The 15,708-nt window shown below is 75.4% G+C and carries 16 protein-coding genes and 1 pseudogene; 14 read left to right on the top strand and 3 right to left on the bottom strand.

Going from position 1 to position 15,708, the window contains the following annotated elements; genetic code table 11:
- The first annotated feature begins 14 nt into the window (after positions 1-14).
- The 9 genes and pseudogenes from GA0070214_RS08870 to GA0070214_RS08830 all read left to right on the top strand — a co-directional run bounded on the left by GA0070214_RS08870 (position 15) and on the right by GA0070214_RS08830 (position 7,257).
- On the top strand, positions 15-626 hold the full coding sequence (locus GA0070214_RS08870) for an RNA polymerase sigma factor (protein WP_091261175.1): 612 nt from the start codon (positions 15-17) through the stop codon (positions 624-626).
- Positions 623-1,600, top strand: coding sequence for a CU044_5270 family protein (locus GA0070214_RS08865; RefSeq protein ID WP_091261173.1), 978 nt, complete (start codon positions 623-625; stop codon positions 1,598-1,600). The genes GA0070214_RS08870 and GA0070214_RS08865 overlap by 4 nt, the downstream gene beginning before the upstream one ends.
- Before the next feature lie 284 nt (positions 1,601-1,884).
- Positions 1,885-2,988: a septum site-determining protein Ssd gene (gene ssd, locus GA0070214_RS08860; protein WP_091261171.1), complete on the top strand. Its 1,104-nt coding sequence runs from the start codon at positions 1,885-1,887 to the stop codon at positions 2,986-2,988.
- Positions 2,985-4,196: a TadA family conjugal transfer-associated ATPase gene (locus GA0070214_RS08855; RefSeq protein ID WP_091261170.1), complete on the top strand. Its 1,212-nt coding sequence runs from the start codon at positions 2,985-2,987 to the stop codon at positions 4,194-4,196. Before ssd ends, GA0070214_RS08855 begins: the two co-directional genes overlap by 4 nt.
- A 470-nt stretch (positions 4,197-4,666) precedes the next feature.
- A pseudogene (locus GA0070214_RS08850) lies at positions 4,667-5,395 on the top strand (hypothetical protein); the annotation flags it as partial.
- Entirely contained in the window at positions 5,395-6,129 is a 735-nt protein-coding gene (locus tag GA0070214_RS08845; RefSeq protein ID WP_091261168.1) for a type II secretion system F family protein, read from the top strand. The pseudogene GA0070214_RS08850 and the gene GA0070214_RS08845, both read left to right, overlap by 1 nt.
- A gap of 23 nt (positions 6,130-6,152) precedes the next feature.
- A complete protein-coding gene (locus GA0070214_RS08840) occupies positions 6,153-6,320 on the top strand; it encodes a DUF4244 domain-containing protein (protein WP_013283643.1) in 168 nt (55 codons plus the stop codon).
- Between the two features lie 137 nt (positions 6,321-6,457).
- Positions 6,458-6,775 carry a TadE family type IV pilus minor pilin gene (locus GA0070214_RS08835; protein ID WP_091261498.1) on the top strand — a complete coding sequence of 106 codons (318 nt, stop codon included), beginning with the start codon at positions 6,458-6,460 and terminating at the stop codon, positions 6,773-6,775.
- A 113-nt stretch (positions 6,776-6,888) separates the two neighbouring features.
- Entirely contained in the window at positions 6,889-7,257 is a 369-nt protein-coding gene (locus GA0070214_RS08830) for an Rv3654c family TadE-like protein (RefSeq protein WP_091261167.1), read from the top strand.
- A 117-nt stretch (positions 7,258-7,374) separates the two neighbouring features.
- Here the strand turns inward: GA0070214_RS08830 and GA0070214_RS08825 are convergent, their stop codons facing one another.
- From GA0070214_RS08825 to GA0070214_RS08815, 3 genes are all read right to left on the bottom strand, one after another.
- Positions 7,375-7,953, bottom strand: coding sequence for an LURP-one-related family protein (locus tag GA0070214_RS08825; RefSeq protein ID WP_091261165.1), 579 nt, complete (start codon positions 7,951-7,953; stop codon positions 7,375-7,377).
- Between the two features lie 121 nt (positions 7,954-8,074).
- The gene (locus GA0070214_RS08820) at positions 8,075-8,281 is read right to left on the bottom strand and encodes a hypothetical protein (RefSeq protein WP_091261163.1); all 207 of its coding nucleotides are present in this window, start codon (positions 8,279-8,281) and stop codon (positions 8,075-8,077) included.
- Between the two features lie 102 nt (positions 8,282-8,383).
- Complete coding sequence (locus GA0070214_RS08815) at positions 8,384-10,798, bottom strand: DEAD/DEAH box helicase (protein ID WP_091261162.1); 2,415 nt, start codon at positions 10,796-10,798, stop codon at positions 8,384-8,386.
- Positions 10,799-10,962: 164 nt separating this feature from the next.
- Here GA0070214_RS08815 and GA0070214_RS08810 point away from each other — a divergent pair, with 164 nt between their 5' ends.
- The 5 genes from GA0070214_RS08810 to GA0070214_RS08790 all read left to right on the top strand — a co-directional run bounded on the left by GA0070214_RS08810 (position 10,963) and on the right by GA0070214_RS08790 (position 15,679).
- A complete protein-coding gene (locus tag GA0070214_RS08810; protein ID WP_091261160.1) occupies positions 10,963-11,319 on the top strand; it encodes an STAS domain-containing protein in 357 nt (118 codons plus the stop codon).
- On the top strand, positions 11,319-11,756 hold the full coding sequence (locus tag GA0070214_RS08805; RefSeq protein WP_091261158.1) for an ATP-binding protein: 438 nt from the start codon (positions 11,319-11,321) through the stop codon (positions 11,754-11,756). Before GA0070214_RS08810 ends, GA0070214_RS08805 begins: the two co-directional genes overlap by 1 nt.
- A 316-nt stretch (positions 11,757-12,072) precedes the next feature.
- Entirely contained in the window at positions 12,073-14,421 is a 2,349-nt protein-coding gene (locus GA0070214_RS08800; protein ID WP_091261156.1) for a sodium-translocating pyrophosphatase, read from the top strand.
- Positions 14,422-14,540: 119 nt separating this feature from the next.
- Positions 14,541-15,080 (top strand): hypothetical protein, encoded by a 540-nt coding sequence (locus GA0070214_RS08795; protein ID WP_091261154.1) that lies wholly within the window; start codon positions 14,541-14,543, stop codon positions 15,078-15,080.
- Entirely contained in the window at positions 15,071-15,679 is a 609-nt protein-coding gene (locus tag GA0070214_RS08790; RefSeq protein WP_091261152.1) for a hypothetical protein, read from the top strand. Before GA0070214_RS08795 ends, GA0070214_RS08790 begins: the two co-directional genes overlap by 10 nt.
- The last annotated feature ends 29 nt before the right edge of the window (positions 15,680-15,708 follow it).

Below are 15,708 nucleotides of genomic sequence, written 5' to 3'. Positions count from 1 at the left end.
CAGAAGGAGAATTCATGGGTGTGGTGACACGAGACGTGTGCACCGACGCCGAGGAGACCGACGCCGAGATCATCAGCCGGATGCACGGGGATCCGGCGGTGTTCGACGCGATCTTCGACCGCTACTACCCGGCGATCCACGGCTACGCCAGCCGACGACTGGGCCGCGATCTGGCCGACGACGTGGCGGCGGAGACCTTCCTGGTGGCCTTCGACCACTGGCGCCGGTACGACACCACGCAGCACAGCGCCCGGCCGTGGCTGTTCGGCATCGCGTCGAACCTCATCGCCGGGCACCGGCGGGCCGAGGCGCGACAGTACCGGGCGCTGGCCCGGGCGGAGCACGCCGACCGGGACGGCCACGACGGGCCGGCCGACCGGATCGCCGTACGCCTTGACGCGCAGGCCGTGCGCGCGCGGCTCGCGGCGGCACTGGCGGAGATCTCACCCTCCGACCGGGAAGTGGTGCTGCTGGTCGCCTGGGCGGACCTGACGTGCGAAGAGGTGTCCCGGGCACTGGAGATTCCCGCTGGCACCGTCCGGTCCCGGCTGCACCGGGCGCGCAAGAGGTTACGGGCGGCGCTGGGTGGCGCCGATCCGACGGCAACCGGAGAGGATTCCGAGTGATCGACGACATCACCGCCCTGCGCGACAGCTGGAGCGAGGCCGAGCCGCCCGCGCCCGAAGCCCGGGACCGGGCCCGGGCGGCGCTGCTGGCCCGGATCGCCGAGCGTGCGGCCACCGTGCCGAGCCCGCCACAGCGGCGCGGCCGGCGCCTGCCGGGGTGGGCCTGGCGTGCCGGATTCGCCGCTGTCGGCGCCGCCGCACTGGTCGCCGGGGTGGTCGCGGTCCGTGGCCTCGGCCCGGCGGCTCCGCCGGCACGGCCGGCGCCGTACGTGGCGAGCGGGCCGGTCGCGCAGACCTTCGAACTGGCCGCCGTGCACGCCGAGAGCGAACCGTTCACCCCACCACGCCGCGACCAGTGGACCTACGTCGAGCTGAGGATGGTCCGCGGCAAGATCGCCGAGGACAAGGGCCAGGCCACCCGCGAGACCACGCGGTCCTGGCAGCGGGCCGACGGGCGGCAGGCTGCCGAGATGATCGACGGCAAGCTCGAAGTCATGCCGGAGAGCACGGATCTGCCTCAGGTCATGCCGCCGCAGGACTACCCGACGCTGGCTGGCCTGCCTACCGATCCGCGGGCGCTGCTCGACTGGCTGCGGACCCGGAGTCAGTCCGGCAAGGACGGCGACGCCGTCTCGTACCTGCTGATCGAGTCGATGCTGCGGGACAACGTGCTGCCGCCCGGTGTGAAGGCGACCCTGCTCCGGGCCCTGGCCCTGCTCCCCGGCGTCACCCGGTCCGACGAGCCGGTCGACTTCGACGGCCGCCCGGCGATCGCGATGGGGATGGTGCAGGACGGCTGGCGGCGGGAGGACATCCTGCTCGATCCGGCCACCCACGAGTTCCTCGGCAGCCGGACCGTCGTCGTCCAGGACCACACGACGCCCGAGGGGGTCGCCCTGAAGAAGGGCGACGTCGAGGTCGAGCTGATCCGGGTCGCCGGCAGGATCGTGGACGCGCCGGGCCGGACCGGCTGACCGTACGGCGGCGGTCCCCGCGTGGGCGGGCGGCCGGACCATGGTGGGTCCGGTCGCCCGCCTGCGGGTAGGTCAGGACCGGGACAGGGGCACGATCGAGGTGCGATCAAGGGTGGACGCGGATCGCGGCAGGCTCCCGTCGCCATAGCAGATCGATCCGGCGGCCGGGGGTTGTCCACAACGGTCGTCGCCGTCCACAGGGGAGGTGGTGGCGGGCGGTTGCCCGGTGGGCCCGGCGGCAGGCTGCTCCGCGGCACGTCCGAGTCCGACCGCTGGAGGCCGCCATGCCGCCCCGTACCCCGCTGCCGCCGTTCCGCCGGCTGCCCCTGCTCGTCACCGCCGACGGCGACCTCCTCGACGAGCTGCTGCGGCTCGCCGCTGCGGGCGGCACCGAGGTCGAGCTGGCGGCCGATCCCGCCGCCGCCCGGGCCCGCTGGACGCCGGCGCCGCTGGTGCTGGTCGGCGCCGACCAGGCGCAGGCCTGCCTGCGGGCCCGCCTGCCGCGCCGGCCCCGCACGGTGCTGGTGGGTCGCTCCGGCCAGCTCGATCCGGGTACGCAGGTCGCCGAGCTGATCGGCGCCGAGCACGTCGCCACGCTGCCCGCCGCCGAGCCGTGGCTGGTCGACCGGTTCGCCGAGTGCGTGGGCGAGCCGCCCGGTGCCGGCCCGGCCCGCGTGGTGGCGGTGCTCGGCGGGCGGGGCGGCGCCGGGGCCAGCGTGCTGGCCGGGGGCCTCGCCGTCACCGCGGCCCGGGCCCGGCTGCGCACCCTCCTGGTGGACGCCGACCCGCTCGGCGGCGGCCTGGACCTCGTACTCGGCTGGGAGCAGCTCGAAGGGCTGCGCTGGCCCGGCCTCGCCGGCACCGACGGCCGGGTGGACCCGCCGTCGCTGGTCCGGGCCCTGCCCAGCCGTGGCGACCTGGTCGTCCTCTCCTGGGACCGGGGCGCCCTCCGCCACCTGCCGGCCGAGGCGATGGCCGCCACCGTCGACGCCGCCCGCCGGGGTCGCGACGTGGTCGTCCTCGACCTGCCCCGGCACCTGGACGACGCGGCCGTGGTGGCCCTCCAGGCGGCCGACCGGGCGCTGGTCGTCGTCCCGGCGGAGCTGCGGGCCACCGCCGCCGCGGCCCGGGTGGTCGCCGTGGCCGGCCCGCACTGCGCCGACCTGGCGGTGATCGTGCGGGGCCCCTCCCCGGGCCGGCTCAAGGCGGGCGAGGTGGCCCGCGCGCTCGGGTTGCCGCTCGCCGGCACGCTCCGGCCCGAGCCGGGACTCGGCCGGGGGCTGGAACGGGGCGAGGCGCCGGCCGCCACCGGGAAGGGCCCGCTCGCCGTGCTCTGCCAGCGGCTCCTGGACGAGCTGACCGACGCGCCCGCCGCGGGTGCGGCGTGAGCGGCCCGGCCGACTCCGGTGACCTGGCGGCCCGCGTCCGGCACCGGTTCGCCGCCGAGGCCACGCCGGTCACCCCCGCGGCCATCGTCTCCGCCGTACGCGCCGAGCCGGACGCCGCCGTGCTCGGGGACACCGCCCTGCTCCGGATCGCCGACCGGGTCCACCACGATCTCGTCGGCGCCGGCCCGCTCGCGCCGCTGCTGGCCGACCCGCAGGTCACCGACGTGCTCGTGAACGGCACCCGGGTCTGGGTCGACCGGGGGCGGGGGCTGCACCAGGTGGCCGTGCCGCTCGGCACGGTCGACGACGTACGCCGGCTGGCCCAGCGCCTCACCGCCGCCGCCGGGCGCCGGCTGGACGACGCCTCCCCGTACGCCGACGCCCGCCTGCCCGACGGCACCCGGCTGCACGCCGTGCTGCCACCGGTGGCGACCGACGGGCCCTACCTGTCGCTGCGCACCTTCCGGCAGCGGCCGTTCACCCTCGACGAGCTGGTCCGGCAGGGCACCGTGCCCCGGCCGGTCGCCCCGCTGCTCGCCGCCGTGGTGGCGGCCCGCCTGGCCTACCTGGTGACCGGCGGCACCGGCTCCGGCAAGACCACCCTGCTCAACACGCTGCTCGGGCTCGTGCCGGCGACCGAGCGGATCGTGCTGGTGGAGGACGCGGCCGAGCTGCGGCCCGTGCACCCGCACGTGATCGGCCTCCAGGCGCGCACGTCCAACGTGGAGGGCGTCGGAGCGGTCGGGCTGAGCGACCTGGTCCGTCAGGCGCTGCGGATGCGGCCGGACCGGCTGGTGGTGGGCGAGTGCCGGGGCGCCGAGGTGGTCGACCTGCTCGCCGCGTTGAACACCGGCCACGACGGTGGAGCCGGGACGCTGCACGCCAACGCCCCGACGGACGTACCGGCCCGGCTGGAGGCGCTCGGGATGCTCGGCGGCCTGCCCCGGGCCGCCCTGCACGCCCAGGTCGCCGCCGCGCTCCAGGTCCTCCTCCAGGTCCGGCGGACCACCGAGGGCCGGGTGCTGGAGTCGGTCGGCCTGCTCCTCCCCGAGGGGCCCGACCGGGTGGTCACCGTGGTCCCCGCCTGGATACGCGGGCGCGGCCTCGGCCTCGCCGCCCGGCCGCTCGGCGCCCTGCTCCGCGAGCGGGGCGTGGCCGTGCCGCCGATCCTCAGTGCTCCGTGGCCCGGCTCGGCGGACCCGTCGTGACCGGCCAGGTGTGGCTGGCGGCCGTGCTCCTGGCCGGCGCGGCGGCGGCGATCGCCTGGCCGGTACGCGCCGCCCGGGCCCGGCGGCACACCGTCCTCGACCTGGGCGGCCTTCCCGGCCAGGGTGCCATCCGACCGCTGCACGCACGCCCCGGTGCGGGGCCTGGACCGAGGGTGCGCCTGCCCCACCCCAGCGTCTTCCGCCGCCCCGCGACGCTGCTCGGACCTCCCGCCGACCGTCCCCCTCCCGGCCGCCCGCCGGGGCGCCGGGACCCGACCCGCCCGACATCCGGGCTCGTCTCCACCGGTGAGCCCCGGTCCAGGCGGGCCGCAGCTCAGCTACCCGCCGATCGCACACCGGGGTCGCGGGCAGCAACTGCTACGGCCCCCGCCGATGACGCACGTCAGCCGTCTGCCGCCTTCACCGTCGATCGCGCTCTCCGGCTGGCCGCCGCGCTCCGGTTCCGGGGATCGGGTGCAACCGCATCGACATCCGAACCGACGCCGTCCGGTCCTGCCGCTCATGCGCCGCTCTCCGGGCGACCCGTCCTGACGGCGGCGGCCGTGGTCAGTGCCGGGGCCGGAGGGCTGCTCGGCGGTCCGGTGGCCGCGTTGGTGCTGGCCGCGTACGGCACGCTCGCGGCCCGGGCGGTGCTGCGCCGGCGGGCCCGCCAGGCCGCCGACCTGGCCCACCGCCGCGACCTGGACCAACTCGGCGCGCTCGCCGCCGACCTCCGGGCCGGACTGCCGGCGGGCGGCGCGATCGCCGCCGATGTGCAGGCCGTGCTGCCGGAGGGCGGTGCGCTCGGCGCTGATGTGCGGGCCGGATTTCCGGCTGGCGGGCTCGGCGACGGCTCGCGGCGCGCCGCCCGGCTGGCACAGGCCGCCGTGCGGCTGGCCGACCGCACCGGGGCGCCCCTGGCCGACCTGCTCGAACGGGTCGAGGCCGACGCCCGGGCGGCGGACCGGGGTCTGGCCGCGGCAGCCGCGCAGGCGGCCGGCGCCCGGGCGACGGCCTGGCTGCTCGCCGCGCTACCGGTCGGCGGGATCGGGCTGGGCTACGCCATCGGTGTCGACCCGGTGGCGGTGCTCCTGCACACCCCGGTCGGCGGCGGCAGCGCCGTCGCGGCCGTCGCGTTGCAGATCGGCGGGCTGTTGTGGGCGGAGCGGCTGGGCGCTGCCCCTGGGCGGGCCGCCTGATGTCGCGGCCGGTGGTGGCCGCGGCCTGCCTGGGCGCGGCGGCGTTGCTCCTGGTCGCCCCCGGTCCGGCAGCCCGTCCGGCACGGCGGCTGCGCGTCCTGGCGCTCACCCGCCGGGCGGAGCGGAGCCGCCCGTCCTGGTGGCCGGACCGGATCCGCCTCGGCGCGGGCCTGGCGGGGGTCGCCGCACTTGTCGTGGTGGGCGGCTGGCCGGGGCTGCTCGTCGGCGCCGTGGCCGGGACGGCCGCCGACCGCCTGCTGCGCCGGGTCGAGCCACGGGCCGTCCGCGACCGGCGGCTCCGGGAGACCGCCGACCTGCCCCTCGCCGCCGACCTGCTGGCCGCCGCGCTCCGGGCCGGCGCACCGGTGGACCGTTCGGTGCTGGCGGTGGCCGAGGCACTCGGCGGACCGCTCGCCGACCGGCTCGGCCGGGTCGGGCGGACGCTGGAACTCGGCGGCACGGCGGCGGAGGCGTGGGACCACCTGCGACCCGTGCCCGGTGCGGAGCCCCTGGTGACCGGCGCGATCCGGTCGTCGCGCAGCGGTGCCGCGCTGGCCGGCGCGCTCACCCGGCTCGCCGACGACCTGCGGTCCGACCGCTCGACCGCGGCCGAGGCCGCCGCCCGGCGGGCCGGGGTGCTCATCGTGCTGCCGCTCGGGCTCTGTTTCCTGCCCGCCTTCATTCTCGCCGGTCTGGTGCCGGTGATCGTCGCCGTCCTGGGCGACGTGCTGTGAAACCCGAGGAAAGGGAGTACGACATGCGCAAACTCCTCACCCGCCTGCGCGGCGACGCCGGGATGAACACGGCCGAGTACGCCGTCGGCACCCTCGCCGCGGTCGCCTTCGCCGGGATCCTGCTGAAGGTGCTCACCTCCGGCAACGTGCAGTCGGCGCTCACCGCCGTCATCGACCGGGCCTTGAAGTGACCCGCCGCCGGTGGGTCGGCCGCCGACCCGGTCCCGACCAGGGCTGCCCGTCAAGCGCAGCGGATCGCGGGCGTCGGGAACGGCCCGACGGGCGCCGACCCTGGGGTGCCCGGGAGCGGGGCTCGTTCACGGCCGAGCTGGCGGCCGGCCTGCCGGCGCTGATGCTTCTCCTCTTCGCCGGTCTCACGGCGGTCGACGCGGTCACGACGCGGGCCGGCTGTCTCGACGCGGCCCGGGAGGCGGCGCTCGCCGCCGCGCGGGGCGAACCCGGATCGGCGGCCGGCTCCCGGTACGCCCCGGCCGGCGCGGACATCGCCGTGACCGTGGTGGGCGACCGCGTCATCGTCACCGTGCGGGCGCCGGTCCGGAGCTTCGGCGCCCGCCTGCCCCGGCTCACCGTGTCGGGCACCGCGGTGGCCGCCGTCGAACCCGGCACGCCGGGGCCGCACCCGTGACCCCGTGCGGCGGGATCCGCCGGGCCCGTCCGGGCCGCTGCGCACCGAGTCCTCCACCCCGCTCGCCTGCTCACGGGTGCGGACGAGGCCGGTGGGCGGACCGGGCTGGAAGGGTGGTCGACGGGCGGGGAAGCCCGGCCGCCGATCGCGGCGGGGCGACCGTGTGCCTGCTCGCGGTGGGGCTGGTGCTCGTGCTGGTCGGGCTCCTCGGCGCCGCGCTCGGCGCGGCCCGGTGCGCGCGTCACCAGGCCCGGAACGCCGCAGACTTCGGGGCTCTCGCCGGCGCCGCCGGGGCCCTCGAAGGCGCCGAGGCGGCGTGTGGACGGGCCGCCGACCTGGCGGCGGCCAACGGCGGCCGGCTCACCGCCTGCCGGCTCGACGGTCTCGACGTCGTCGTGACGACGGAGGTGACGGTCGCTCCGCTGCCCTGGCTCGCCCGCGCGGCGACCGCGACCTCCCGGGCCGGCCCGAGCCGAGGCTGACGAGCGCGGACGGTGCAGGGTGGCCCGCGCGGCAATGACAACCGCAGCCGGTGTCGGGACGGCAGACCACCGCCTCGACACCGGCCGCGTCGATCGGTGCCGGCTGAACTTTCCGCGTCAGCGGGACTGGAGGGCGTCCAGGCCGACCGCCATGGCGATGACCACCCGGCGGTCGATCTGCGGGTGGTGGATGTCGACCACGTACCGGTCGCGGAGGCCCCACTTCTTGTCGACCGAGAACACCGGCTGGCCGTTCGCCACGAAGTCGAAGTGGTAGGGCAGCCAGGAGAGCGAGTCGACGAAGCGGCGCAGCAGGGCCACCGGCAGGCTGCGCTCCTGCCCGGTGATCTGCGGCAGGCCGGCCTGCTCGACGTGCCAGGTGGAGCGCAGCAGCGACTGGGCGAAGTCCTTGCGGAACAGGCCGATGGGGGTGCCGGCGTGGTCGGTCACGTCGTACGTGGCGCCGAGGTCGAGGCGCTGCCGGGCCTTGAAGCCGAGCAGGGGGTACTGCTTCGAGTCGTCGGTGTAGATGGTCACCTGCTCCTTGAACGCGAGCCGCTTCTGCTGCGCGAACGCGAGCAGCCCACCCTCCGAGCCGTCCGGCGCCACCGAGTGGACCTCGTACTGGTTGACCATCATCCGGATCCGCTGCCGGACGATGAACCGCTGCTGGGCCTGCAAGCTGTCGAGCTGCATCTGGTCTCCTTGAAGAGGTAACGCCGGAGTCTCGCACAACCCCACCGTCACCGTCCGCCCGCGCCCGGCCCGTGCCGCCCGGTGATCCGATCGACCGCCGTCCACCCGCCGACCCGGACGGTCATCGGCCGCCGTCGACGGTCGCCTTCATGGCCCAGGCGTTGAGCACCTGGTGGATGCCGCGCAGGCGCTCGTTGATCTGGTCCAGGCGCTCCGCCTGCGCGAGGCTGGCCAGCGCGGTGCCCAGCGCGATCTGCTGGTCGGGGGTGAGGTTCTCCTGGTCGATCGTGTAGAGCAGGTCGACGGTCTCGGCGATCGTGTCGGCCACGGCGGTACCTCCGGCGCGAAGGATCTCGGGATATGGAAGCGCTCCCATGCATCAATGCCCCGATGCCGCCCCACTCATGCACCCGTCCCACCAAGCAGGAGGTCAGTCCGCGGCGCGGCCCTCCTGCCGGGGCAGCACCGCCCCGCGCCCGCCCTCGGCCGCCGCCAGGTTGGCGAGGACCACGTCGAGGACCTTGACCGCGTCCGGCTTGGACAGCGGGTTGTTGCCGTTGCCGCACTTCGGGGACTGCACGCAGGACGGGCAGCCCGACTCGCACCCGCACTCGGCGATCGCGTCCCGGGTGGCGCGCAGCCAGGCGGTGGCCGTCCCGTACGCCCGCTCGGCGAAACCCGCCCCGCCCGGGTGGCCGTCGTAGACGAAGACGGTGGGCGCCTCGGTGTCCGGGTGCAGGGCGGTGGAGAGCCCGCCGATGTCCCACCGGTCGCAGGTCGCCATCAGCGGCAGCAGGCCGATCGCGGCGTGCTCGGCGGCGTGCAGTGCGCCCGGGATGTCCGCCGCCTCGACGCCGGCCACGGCCAGCGACTCCGGCGAGAGGGTGAACCAGACCGCGACGGTGCGCAGTTCCCGCGCCGGCAGGTCGAGCGGCCGGGTGTCGATGACCTCGCCCGTGGCGATGCGCCGCCGCTGGTAGGACACGACCTGGCTGGTCACGTCCACCTCGCCGAGGAAGAGCCCGACCGGCCCGGCGTCCACGTAGGACCGGACGGACACCACGGACAGCGAGGTGACGTCCCGGGCGTGGGTGGACCAGTCCGGCTCCTCCGCGTGCACCAGGGCGCACCCGTCGGCCAGGTCGAGCGAGTCGACCACGTACGACACGCCCTGGTGCAGGTAGACCGCGCCGGTGTGGAGCAGGAAGTGCGAGGAGCCGCCGTCGACGGTGCCGAGCAGGCGCCCGGTGGACTCCTCCACCACGCAGACCGGTGCCCCGCCCTCACCGCGCAGGTCGACCTCGGGGCGCTCGCGGTGCCGCCAGTACCAGCCGGTGGGCCGCTGCCGCAGCGCCCCCGCCTCGACCAGCGAGTCGACCGCCTCCTTGGCGCCCTCGCCGAAGAGTTCCAGGTCGGCCGGGGTGAGCGGGGCCTCGTGCGCGGCGCAGGCGAGCTGCGGCGCGAGCACGTACGGGTTGGCGGGGTCGAGCACGGTCGCCTCGACGGGCCGCCCGAACAGCGCCTCGGGGTGGTGCACCAGGTAGGTGTCCAGCGGGTCGTCCCGCGCCACCAGCACCGCGAGGGCCTCGTCGCCGGAGCGGCCCGCCCGGCCGGCCTGCTGCCAGAGCGAGGCGCGGGTGCCCGGCCAGCCGCAGATCAGCACGGCGTCCAGCCCGACCAGGTCGACGCCGAGTTCCAGCGCGTTGGTGGAGGCGAGCCCGAGCAGGTCGCCGGTGAGCAGCGCGCGTTCCAGCTCGCGGCGCTCCTCGCGCAGGTAGCCGGCCCGGTAGGCGGCCACCCGGTCGCCCAGCCCGGGCACCGCCTCGTCGAGCGCCCGCCGGGTGTTCGCGGCGACCACCTCGGCACCGCGCCGGGACCGGACGAAGGCGAGCGTGCGTACCCCCTCGATCACGCTGTCGGCGAGCAGGTCCGCGGTCTCCCGCAGCGCTGAGCGGCGGACCGGAGCGAGGTCGGAAACCTCTCCAGAAACAGGATCAGGGAGCAGCGGCGGCTCCCAGAGCGCGAAGGTCACCCCGCCGCGCGGCGAGGTGTCCTCGGTGACGGCCGCGACGGGCAGGCCGGTGAGCCGCCCGGCCGCCGTCGCCGGGTCGCCCGACGTGGCGGAGGCCAGCACGAAGACCGGGGTACGCCCGTAGCGCGCGCACTGCCGGCGCAGCCGCCGCAGCACGTGCGCCACGTGCGAACCGAACACGCCCCGGTAGGTGTGGCACTCGTCGACCACCACGTACGCGAGCCGGCGCAGGAAGCCCGACCAGTGCGCGTGCCCGGGCAGGATGCCGCGGTGCAGCATGTCGGGGTTGGTCAGCACGAACCGGGAGTGCCGGCGGATCCACTCCCGCTCGGTGCGCGGGGTGTCCCCGTCGTAGGTGGCGGGGCGTACCCCCTCCAGTTCGAGGCCGGCCACGGCGCGGAGCTGGTCGGCGGCGAGCGCCTTGGTGGGGGCCAGGTAGAGCACCGTGGCGCGCGGGTCGGCGAGCAGGGTGCCCAGCGCCGGGAGCTGGTACGCCAGCGACTTGCCGGACGCCGTCCCGGTGGCCACCACGACGTGCTTCCCCGCGTACGCCAGCTCGGCGGCCTCGGCCTGGTGCCGCCACGGCGCGACCACGCCGCGCCGCGCGAACGCCGCCCGCAGCTCGTCGGGCGCCCAGTCCGGCCACGGCGCCGGCTCGCCGGCCCGGGCCGGCACCCGCTCGACATGGGTGACCGGATCGGTGGCGTGCCGCAGGCGCAGCCGGCGCAGCAGCTCGCCCGGCGGCCGTCCGGGGCCGCTCGGTCCCGGCACGGTGGGTGCGGACGGCGGCTCCGGGTCGTGGCGCGGCGCCAACCGCGCCGAGCTGGAGCCGTCGGAAGTCACGTCCTGCACTCTCGCACTGGTGTTCGGAATTGGAAACCGCGGGGCGGGGGTATGGGGAAGCCTTCGCCGGTGACCCGAGGGGGTCACGCGGGGGGATGGTTAGATGCCCAGGAGAGCTTACCGAGGAGGGGCCGATGGAGCTGTCGCTGGCGACCCGCACCGTGGGGGAGCACACGGTGCTCGAGGTCGGCGGTGAGGTGGACGTCTACACCGCGCCGCGCCTGCGGGAACGGCTCCTGGAGCTGATCGACGGCGGTGCCCGCCGGGTCGTGGTGGACCTGGGCCGGGTGGACTTCCTCGACTCGACCGGTCTCGGCGTGTTGGTCGGCGCGCTCAAGCGGCTCCGCTCGGCCGGCGGTTCCTTCGCGCTGGTCTGCGACAAGGAGCCGCTGCTCAAGATCTTCCGGATCACCGCCCTGGACCAGGTGTTCCCGTTGCATCCCACGGTCGACGCGGCGATCGACGCCGACGCGACCGGCGCCGGCGCGTGATGGCGACCGTCAAGCTGTCGTTCTCGCCGGCGCCGGTGCACGTCCGCACCGCCCGCCTGGTCGGCGTCGCGGTGGCCCGCCGCGCCGGGGTACGCGAGGACCTGCTCGACGAGGTGCGCCTGGCCATCGGCGAGGCGTGCACCCGGGCGGTCGCACTGCACCGGCAGTACGGGCTGCCCGACCCCGTCTACGTGGAGATGTCCGACAGCGGGGCGTACACGGTGCGGGTGGTGGACCGTGCACCCATCGAGGCGAGCATCGGGCTCGCCGCACTGCCTCCGGACGAGCTGGCCAAGGAGTCGCTCAGCGAGGACGCGCTGACCACCGGGGTGGGCTTCGCCCTGCTCGCGGGCTTCGTCGAGGACCTGCAGGTCCGCCCGGTCGACGAGGGCGTCGGCACCGAGGTCCGGATGGTGTGGCCGGTCGGCCGCGCCTGACCCGACTCAACCGCAGGCCGCGCTCCCCTCGGGGAGCGCGGCCTCGTCGTGCTGCCCGGCCCTTATATCAGATTTCTTCGCATAGCACAGTTACGAAGATCATCGGGCCACGGTGCCCCCTGCCTGTGACCCTCACCACGTCGGAGGGCTACAGTACCCGGGTTGTCAGCAAGTGACCTGTCTCGCAGCCAGCGGGAATGGGTGTTCATCGCTGGTCCGCCGGGGTGGGTTGGCGCGCGCTTGCGAGTCCGCATCCAGGCGTCGGTCCGTGCGTCTCCACGGGACGGCGCGAGTTGTTCGGTACAGGAGGACATAGATGTCCGGGACCTTGGCCGCCGACGGCGGCGCACTGTCCCTTACCGGAGCCAACGTGACGTACGTCGTCATCGCCGCGGTCATCGCGCTGGTGGCGCTCGTCTTCGCGGCCGCCCTCACCAGGGCGGTCCTGGCGGCCGGTACGGGAACCACCAACATGCAGGAGATTTCCGGGGCGGTGCAGGAGGGCGCGTCCGCGTACCTGCTGCGGCAGTTCCGCACCCTGGCGATCTTCGTGGTGATCGCCGTCGTGCTGCTGTTCCTGCTGCCGGTGCACGACACCGACGGCAGCGAGATCCTCGTGAAGATCGGCCGGTCGGCGTTCTTCGTCGTGGGTGCGCTGTTCAGCGCGTTCATCGGCGGCGCCGGCATGTGGCTGGCCACCCGCGCCAACCTGCGGGTCGCCGCGGCCGCCCGGGAGCGCGAAGGCGGGCGCGAGGGCGCCATGAAGATCGCCTTCCGCACCGGTGGCGTGGTCGGCTTCCTCACCGTCGGCCTCGGCCTGTTCGGTGCGGCGCTGGTCGTGCTGATCTTCCGGGGCGACGCCCCGACCGTGCTGGAGGGCTTCGGCTTCGGCGCCGCGCTGCTCGCCATGTTCATGCGGGTCGGCGGCGGCATCTTCACCAAGGCCGCCGACGTCGGCGCCGACCTGGTGGGCAAGGTCGAGCAGGGCATCCCGGAGGACGACCCGCGCAACGCCGCCACCATCGCCGACAACGTGGGCGACAACGTCGGCGACTGCGCCGGCATGGCCGCGGACCTCTTCGAGTCGTACGCGGTCACCCTGGTCGCCGCGCTGATCCTGGGCCGCGCCGCGTTCGGCGAGACCGGCCTGGTCTTCCCGCTGATCATTTCCACCATCGGCGTGCTCGTCGCGATCGTGGGCGTCTTCATCACCCGGCTGCGCACCTCGGACCGCAACGGCCTGACCGCGATCAACCGGGCCTTCTACCTCTCCGCGGTGATCGCCGCGGTGCTGGTGGCGATCGCCGCGTTCGCCTACCTGCCGGCGACCTTCGGCGAGCTGGAGGGCGGCCTCACCGACGTCGACCGCAACCCGCGTCTCGTGGCCATCGGCGCCGTCGTCATCGGCATCGTGCTGGCCGCCGCGATCCAGGCGCTCACCGGCTACTTCACCGAGACCAACCGGCGCCCGGTGCAGGACATCGGCAAGAGCTCGCAGACCGGAGCGGCCACCGTCATCCTCGCCGGCATCAGCGTCGGCCTGGAGTCGGCGGTCTACTCGGCGCTGCTCATCGGCGCGGGCGTCTTCGGCGCGTTCCTGCTCGGTGGCAGCTCGATCACGCTGTCGCTGTTCGCGGTGGCGCTGGCCGGCACCGGCCTGCTCACCACCGTCGGCGTCATCGTCGCCATGGACACCTTCGGCCCGATCTCCGACAACGCCCAGGGCGTGGCCGAGATGTCCGGCGACATCGACGAGCACGGCGCGCGGACGCTCACCGAGCTGGACGCCGTCGGCAACACCACCAAGGCGATCACCAAGGGCATCGCGATCGCCACGGCCGTGCTGGCCGCGACCGCGCTGTTCGGCTCGTACACCGACACGCTGCGCTCCTCGTACGAGGACGCGGGCGTGGGCGACGTCGGCGCCGAGATCCTCAACTCGCTGAACGTGGCCAACCCGCGCAACCTGGTCGGCCTCATCATCGGCGCGGCGGTGGTCTTCCTCTTCTCCGGCCTGGCCATCAACGCGGTCTCCCGCTCGGCCGGCGCCGTGGTCATGGAGGTACGCCGGCAGTTCCGTGAGCTGCCCGGCATCATGGACCGCACCCAGCGCCCCGAGTACGGCAAGGTCGTCGACATCTGCACCCGGGACGCGCAGCGCGAGCTGATGACCCCCGGCCTGCTGGCCATCCTGGCCCCGATCGCTGTCGGCTTCGGCCTCGGCCCGGGCGCGCTGGCCTCGTACCTGGCCGGTGCGATCGGCGCGGGCACCCTGATGGCGGTCTTCCTGGCCAACTCCGGCGGCGCCTGGGACAACGGCAAGAAGCTGGTGGAGGACGGCGCGTACGGCGGCAAGGGCTCCGAGTCGCACGCCGCGACCGTCATCGGCGACACGGTCGGTGACCCGTTCAAGGACACCGCCGGCCCGGCGATCAACCCGCTGATCAAGGTGATGAACCTGGTCTCGCTGCTGATCGCCCCGGCCGTGGTGGCCTGGAGCGTGGGCGACGACCGCAACACCCCGCTGCGCATCGCGATCGCCGTGGTGGCCGCCCTGGTCATCGTGGCGGCGGTGGTGTTCAGCAAGCGCAAGGGCGTGGCGATGGCGGACTCGGACCGCGACGCCGGCACCCCGGACCAGCACCCGGAGACGGTCAACGCCTGACCCGGGCGACGCGACGGTTCCCGGTCGGCCTCGGCCGGCCGGGAACCGTGCCGTCCGGCGGTCCCGTGCACGAAACCTGACCGGTGGCACTTCCATCGCAAGGTCGTACGCTGCAACGCATGCGTACGCGCCGGGCGGCAACCGCCGGAAAGCTCACGGTGGTCCTGGCCACGCTGGTTCTCGTCGTCGCCGGGTGCGGTGGCCCCAGCCCGCAGGCCTGGGCCGCGTCGGTCTGTCAGGCACTCAGCCCCTGGCGCGCCGAGATCAACAAGCTGACCAGCAGCACCCAGCAGCAGATGACCGCGCAGACCACCCCGGCGCAGGCCAAGGAGAACCTGGTCCGGCTCTTCGCCGGGGCCGAGCAGGCCAGCGAGACGGCCCGGCGCAAGGTCGAGGAGGCCGGCGTGCCGGACACCGATCACGGCGACGAGATCTCCGCCGGGTTCCGCGCCTCGCTCAGCAAGGTGCGGGACGCGTACGGGCGGGCCCGGGACACCATCGACCGGCTGGACACCGCGCAGGCCGGCCCGTTCTACGACGGGGTACGGGCCGCCGTGGACACGCTCAACAAGGAGTACGACGCGAGCGCGCTGGACACCAGCCGGCTCAACTCACCCGAGCTGAAAAAGGCCTTCGACGAGGTCCCGGAGTGTCGCTGACCCCTCCCCACCCGAACCCGGCCCGCCAGCCCTCGCTGTTCTCCACCGAGGCGGCCGATCCATCGCTGGCGGACCTCGCCGGCCTGCTCGCCGGGCCCGGTGAGGTGGTCCGGATGGGCGGGACGGCCCGGGTCTCCGTACTGGTGGACGCCGCCTGGCGGGTGCACGTGCTGGTGGCCGAGCTGGGCGCCCGGGGTGTCCCGGCCAGTTGGGAGCCGACCGGGGACGGGCGGCACCTGGTGCGCACCGCGTACGCCACCACGCTCGCCCCGCTCGCACTGGCCTGGCTGCGCGGCCCGGTGAAGCGGCCCCCGGCGGCGTTCCACCTCAACGGGCGGCGGCTGCGGCTCTGGCTCGCCGCCGCCGGTGCCGCCGATCCGGCCGGGTTCCGGCTCCGGCTCGGCCCGGCGGACGAGGAGTGCTGGCCGCCGGTGCGCGCGGCGCTGGCCGCGGTGGGGCTGCCGGCCGCGTTCGTCGAGTCGGACGAGGGCGGGCCGGCGTACCGGATCACCGGGCGGCGGGTGGCCCGGCTCGCGGAGCTGGTGGGGGACCGGCCCCCCGCCGCGCCGACGGCCGAGTGGCCGGGGACGCACGGCTGACCCTCCGGCGCAACCCCGCCGGCTGTCCG

Source organism: Micromonospora chaiyaphumensis (assembly GCF_900091435.1).
Lineage (GTDB): Bacteria > Actinomycetota > Actinomycetes > Mycobacteriales > Micromonosporaceae > Micromonospora > Micromonospora chaiyaphumensis.
The sequence above is the reverse complement of the archived record's forward strand: the minus strand, read 5'-3'. Positions and strand labels throughout refer to the sequence as shown.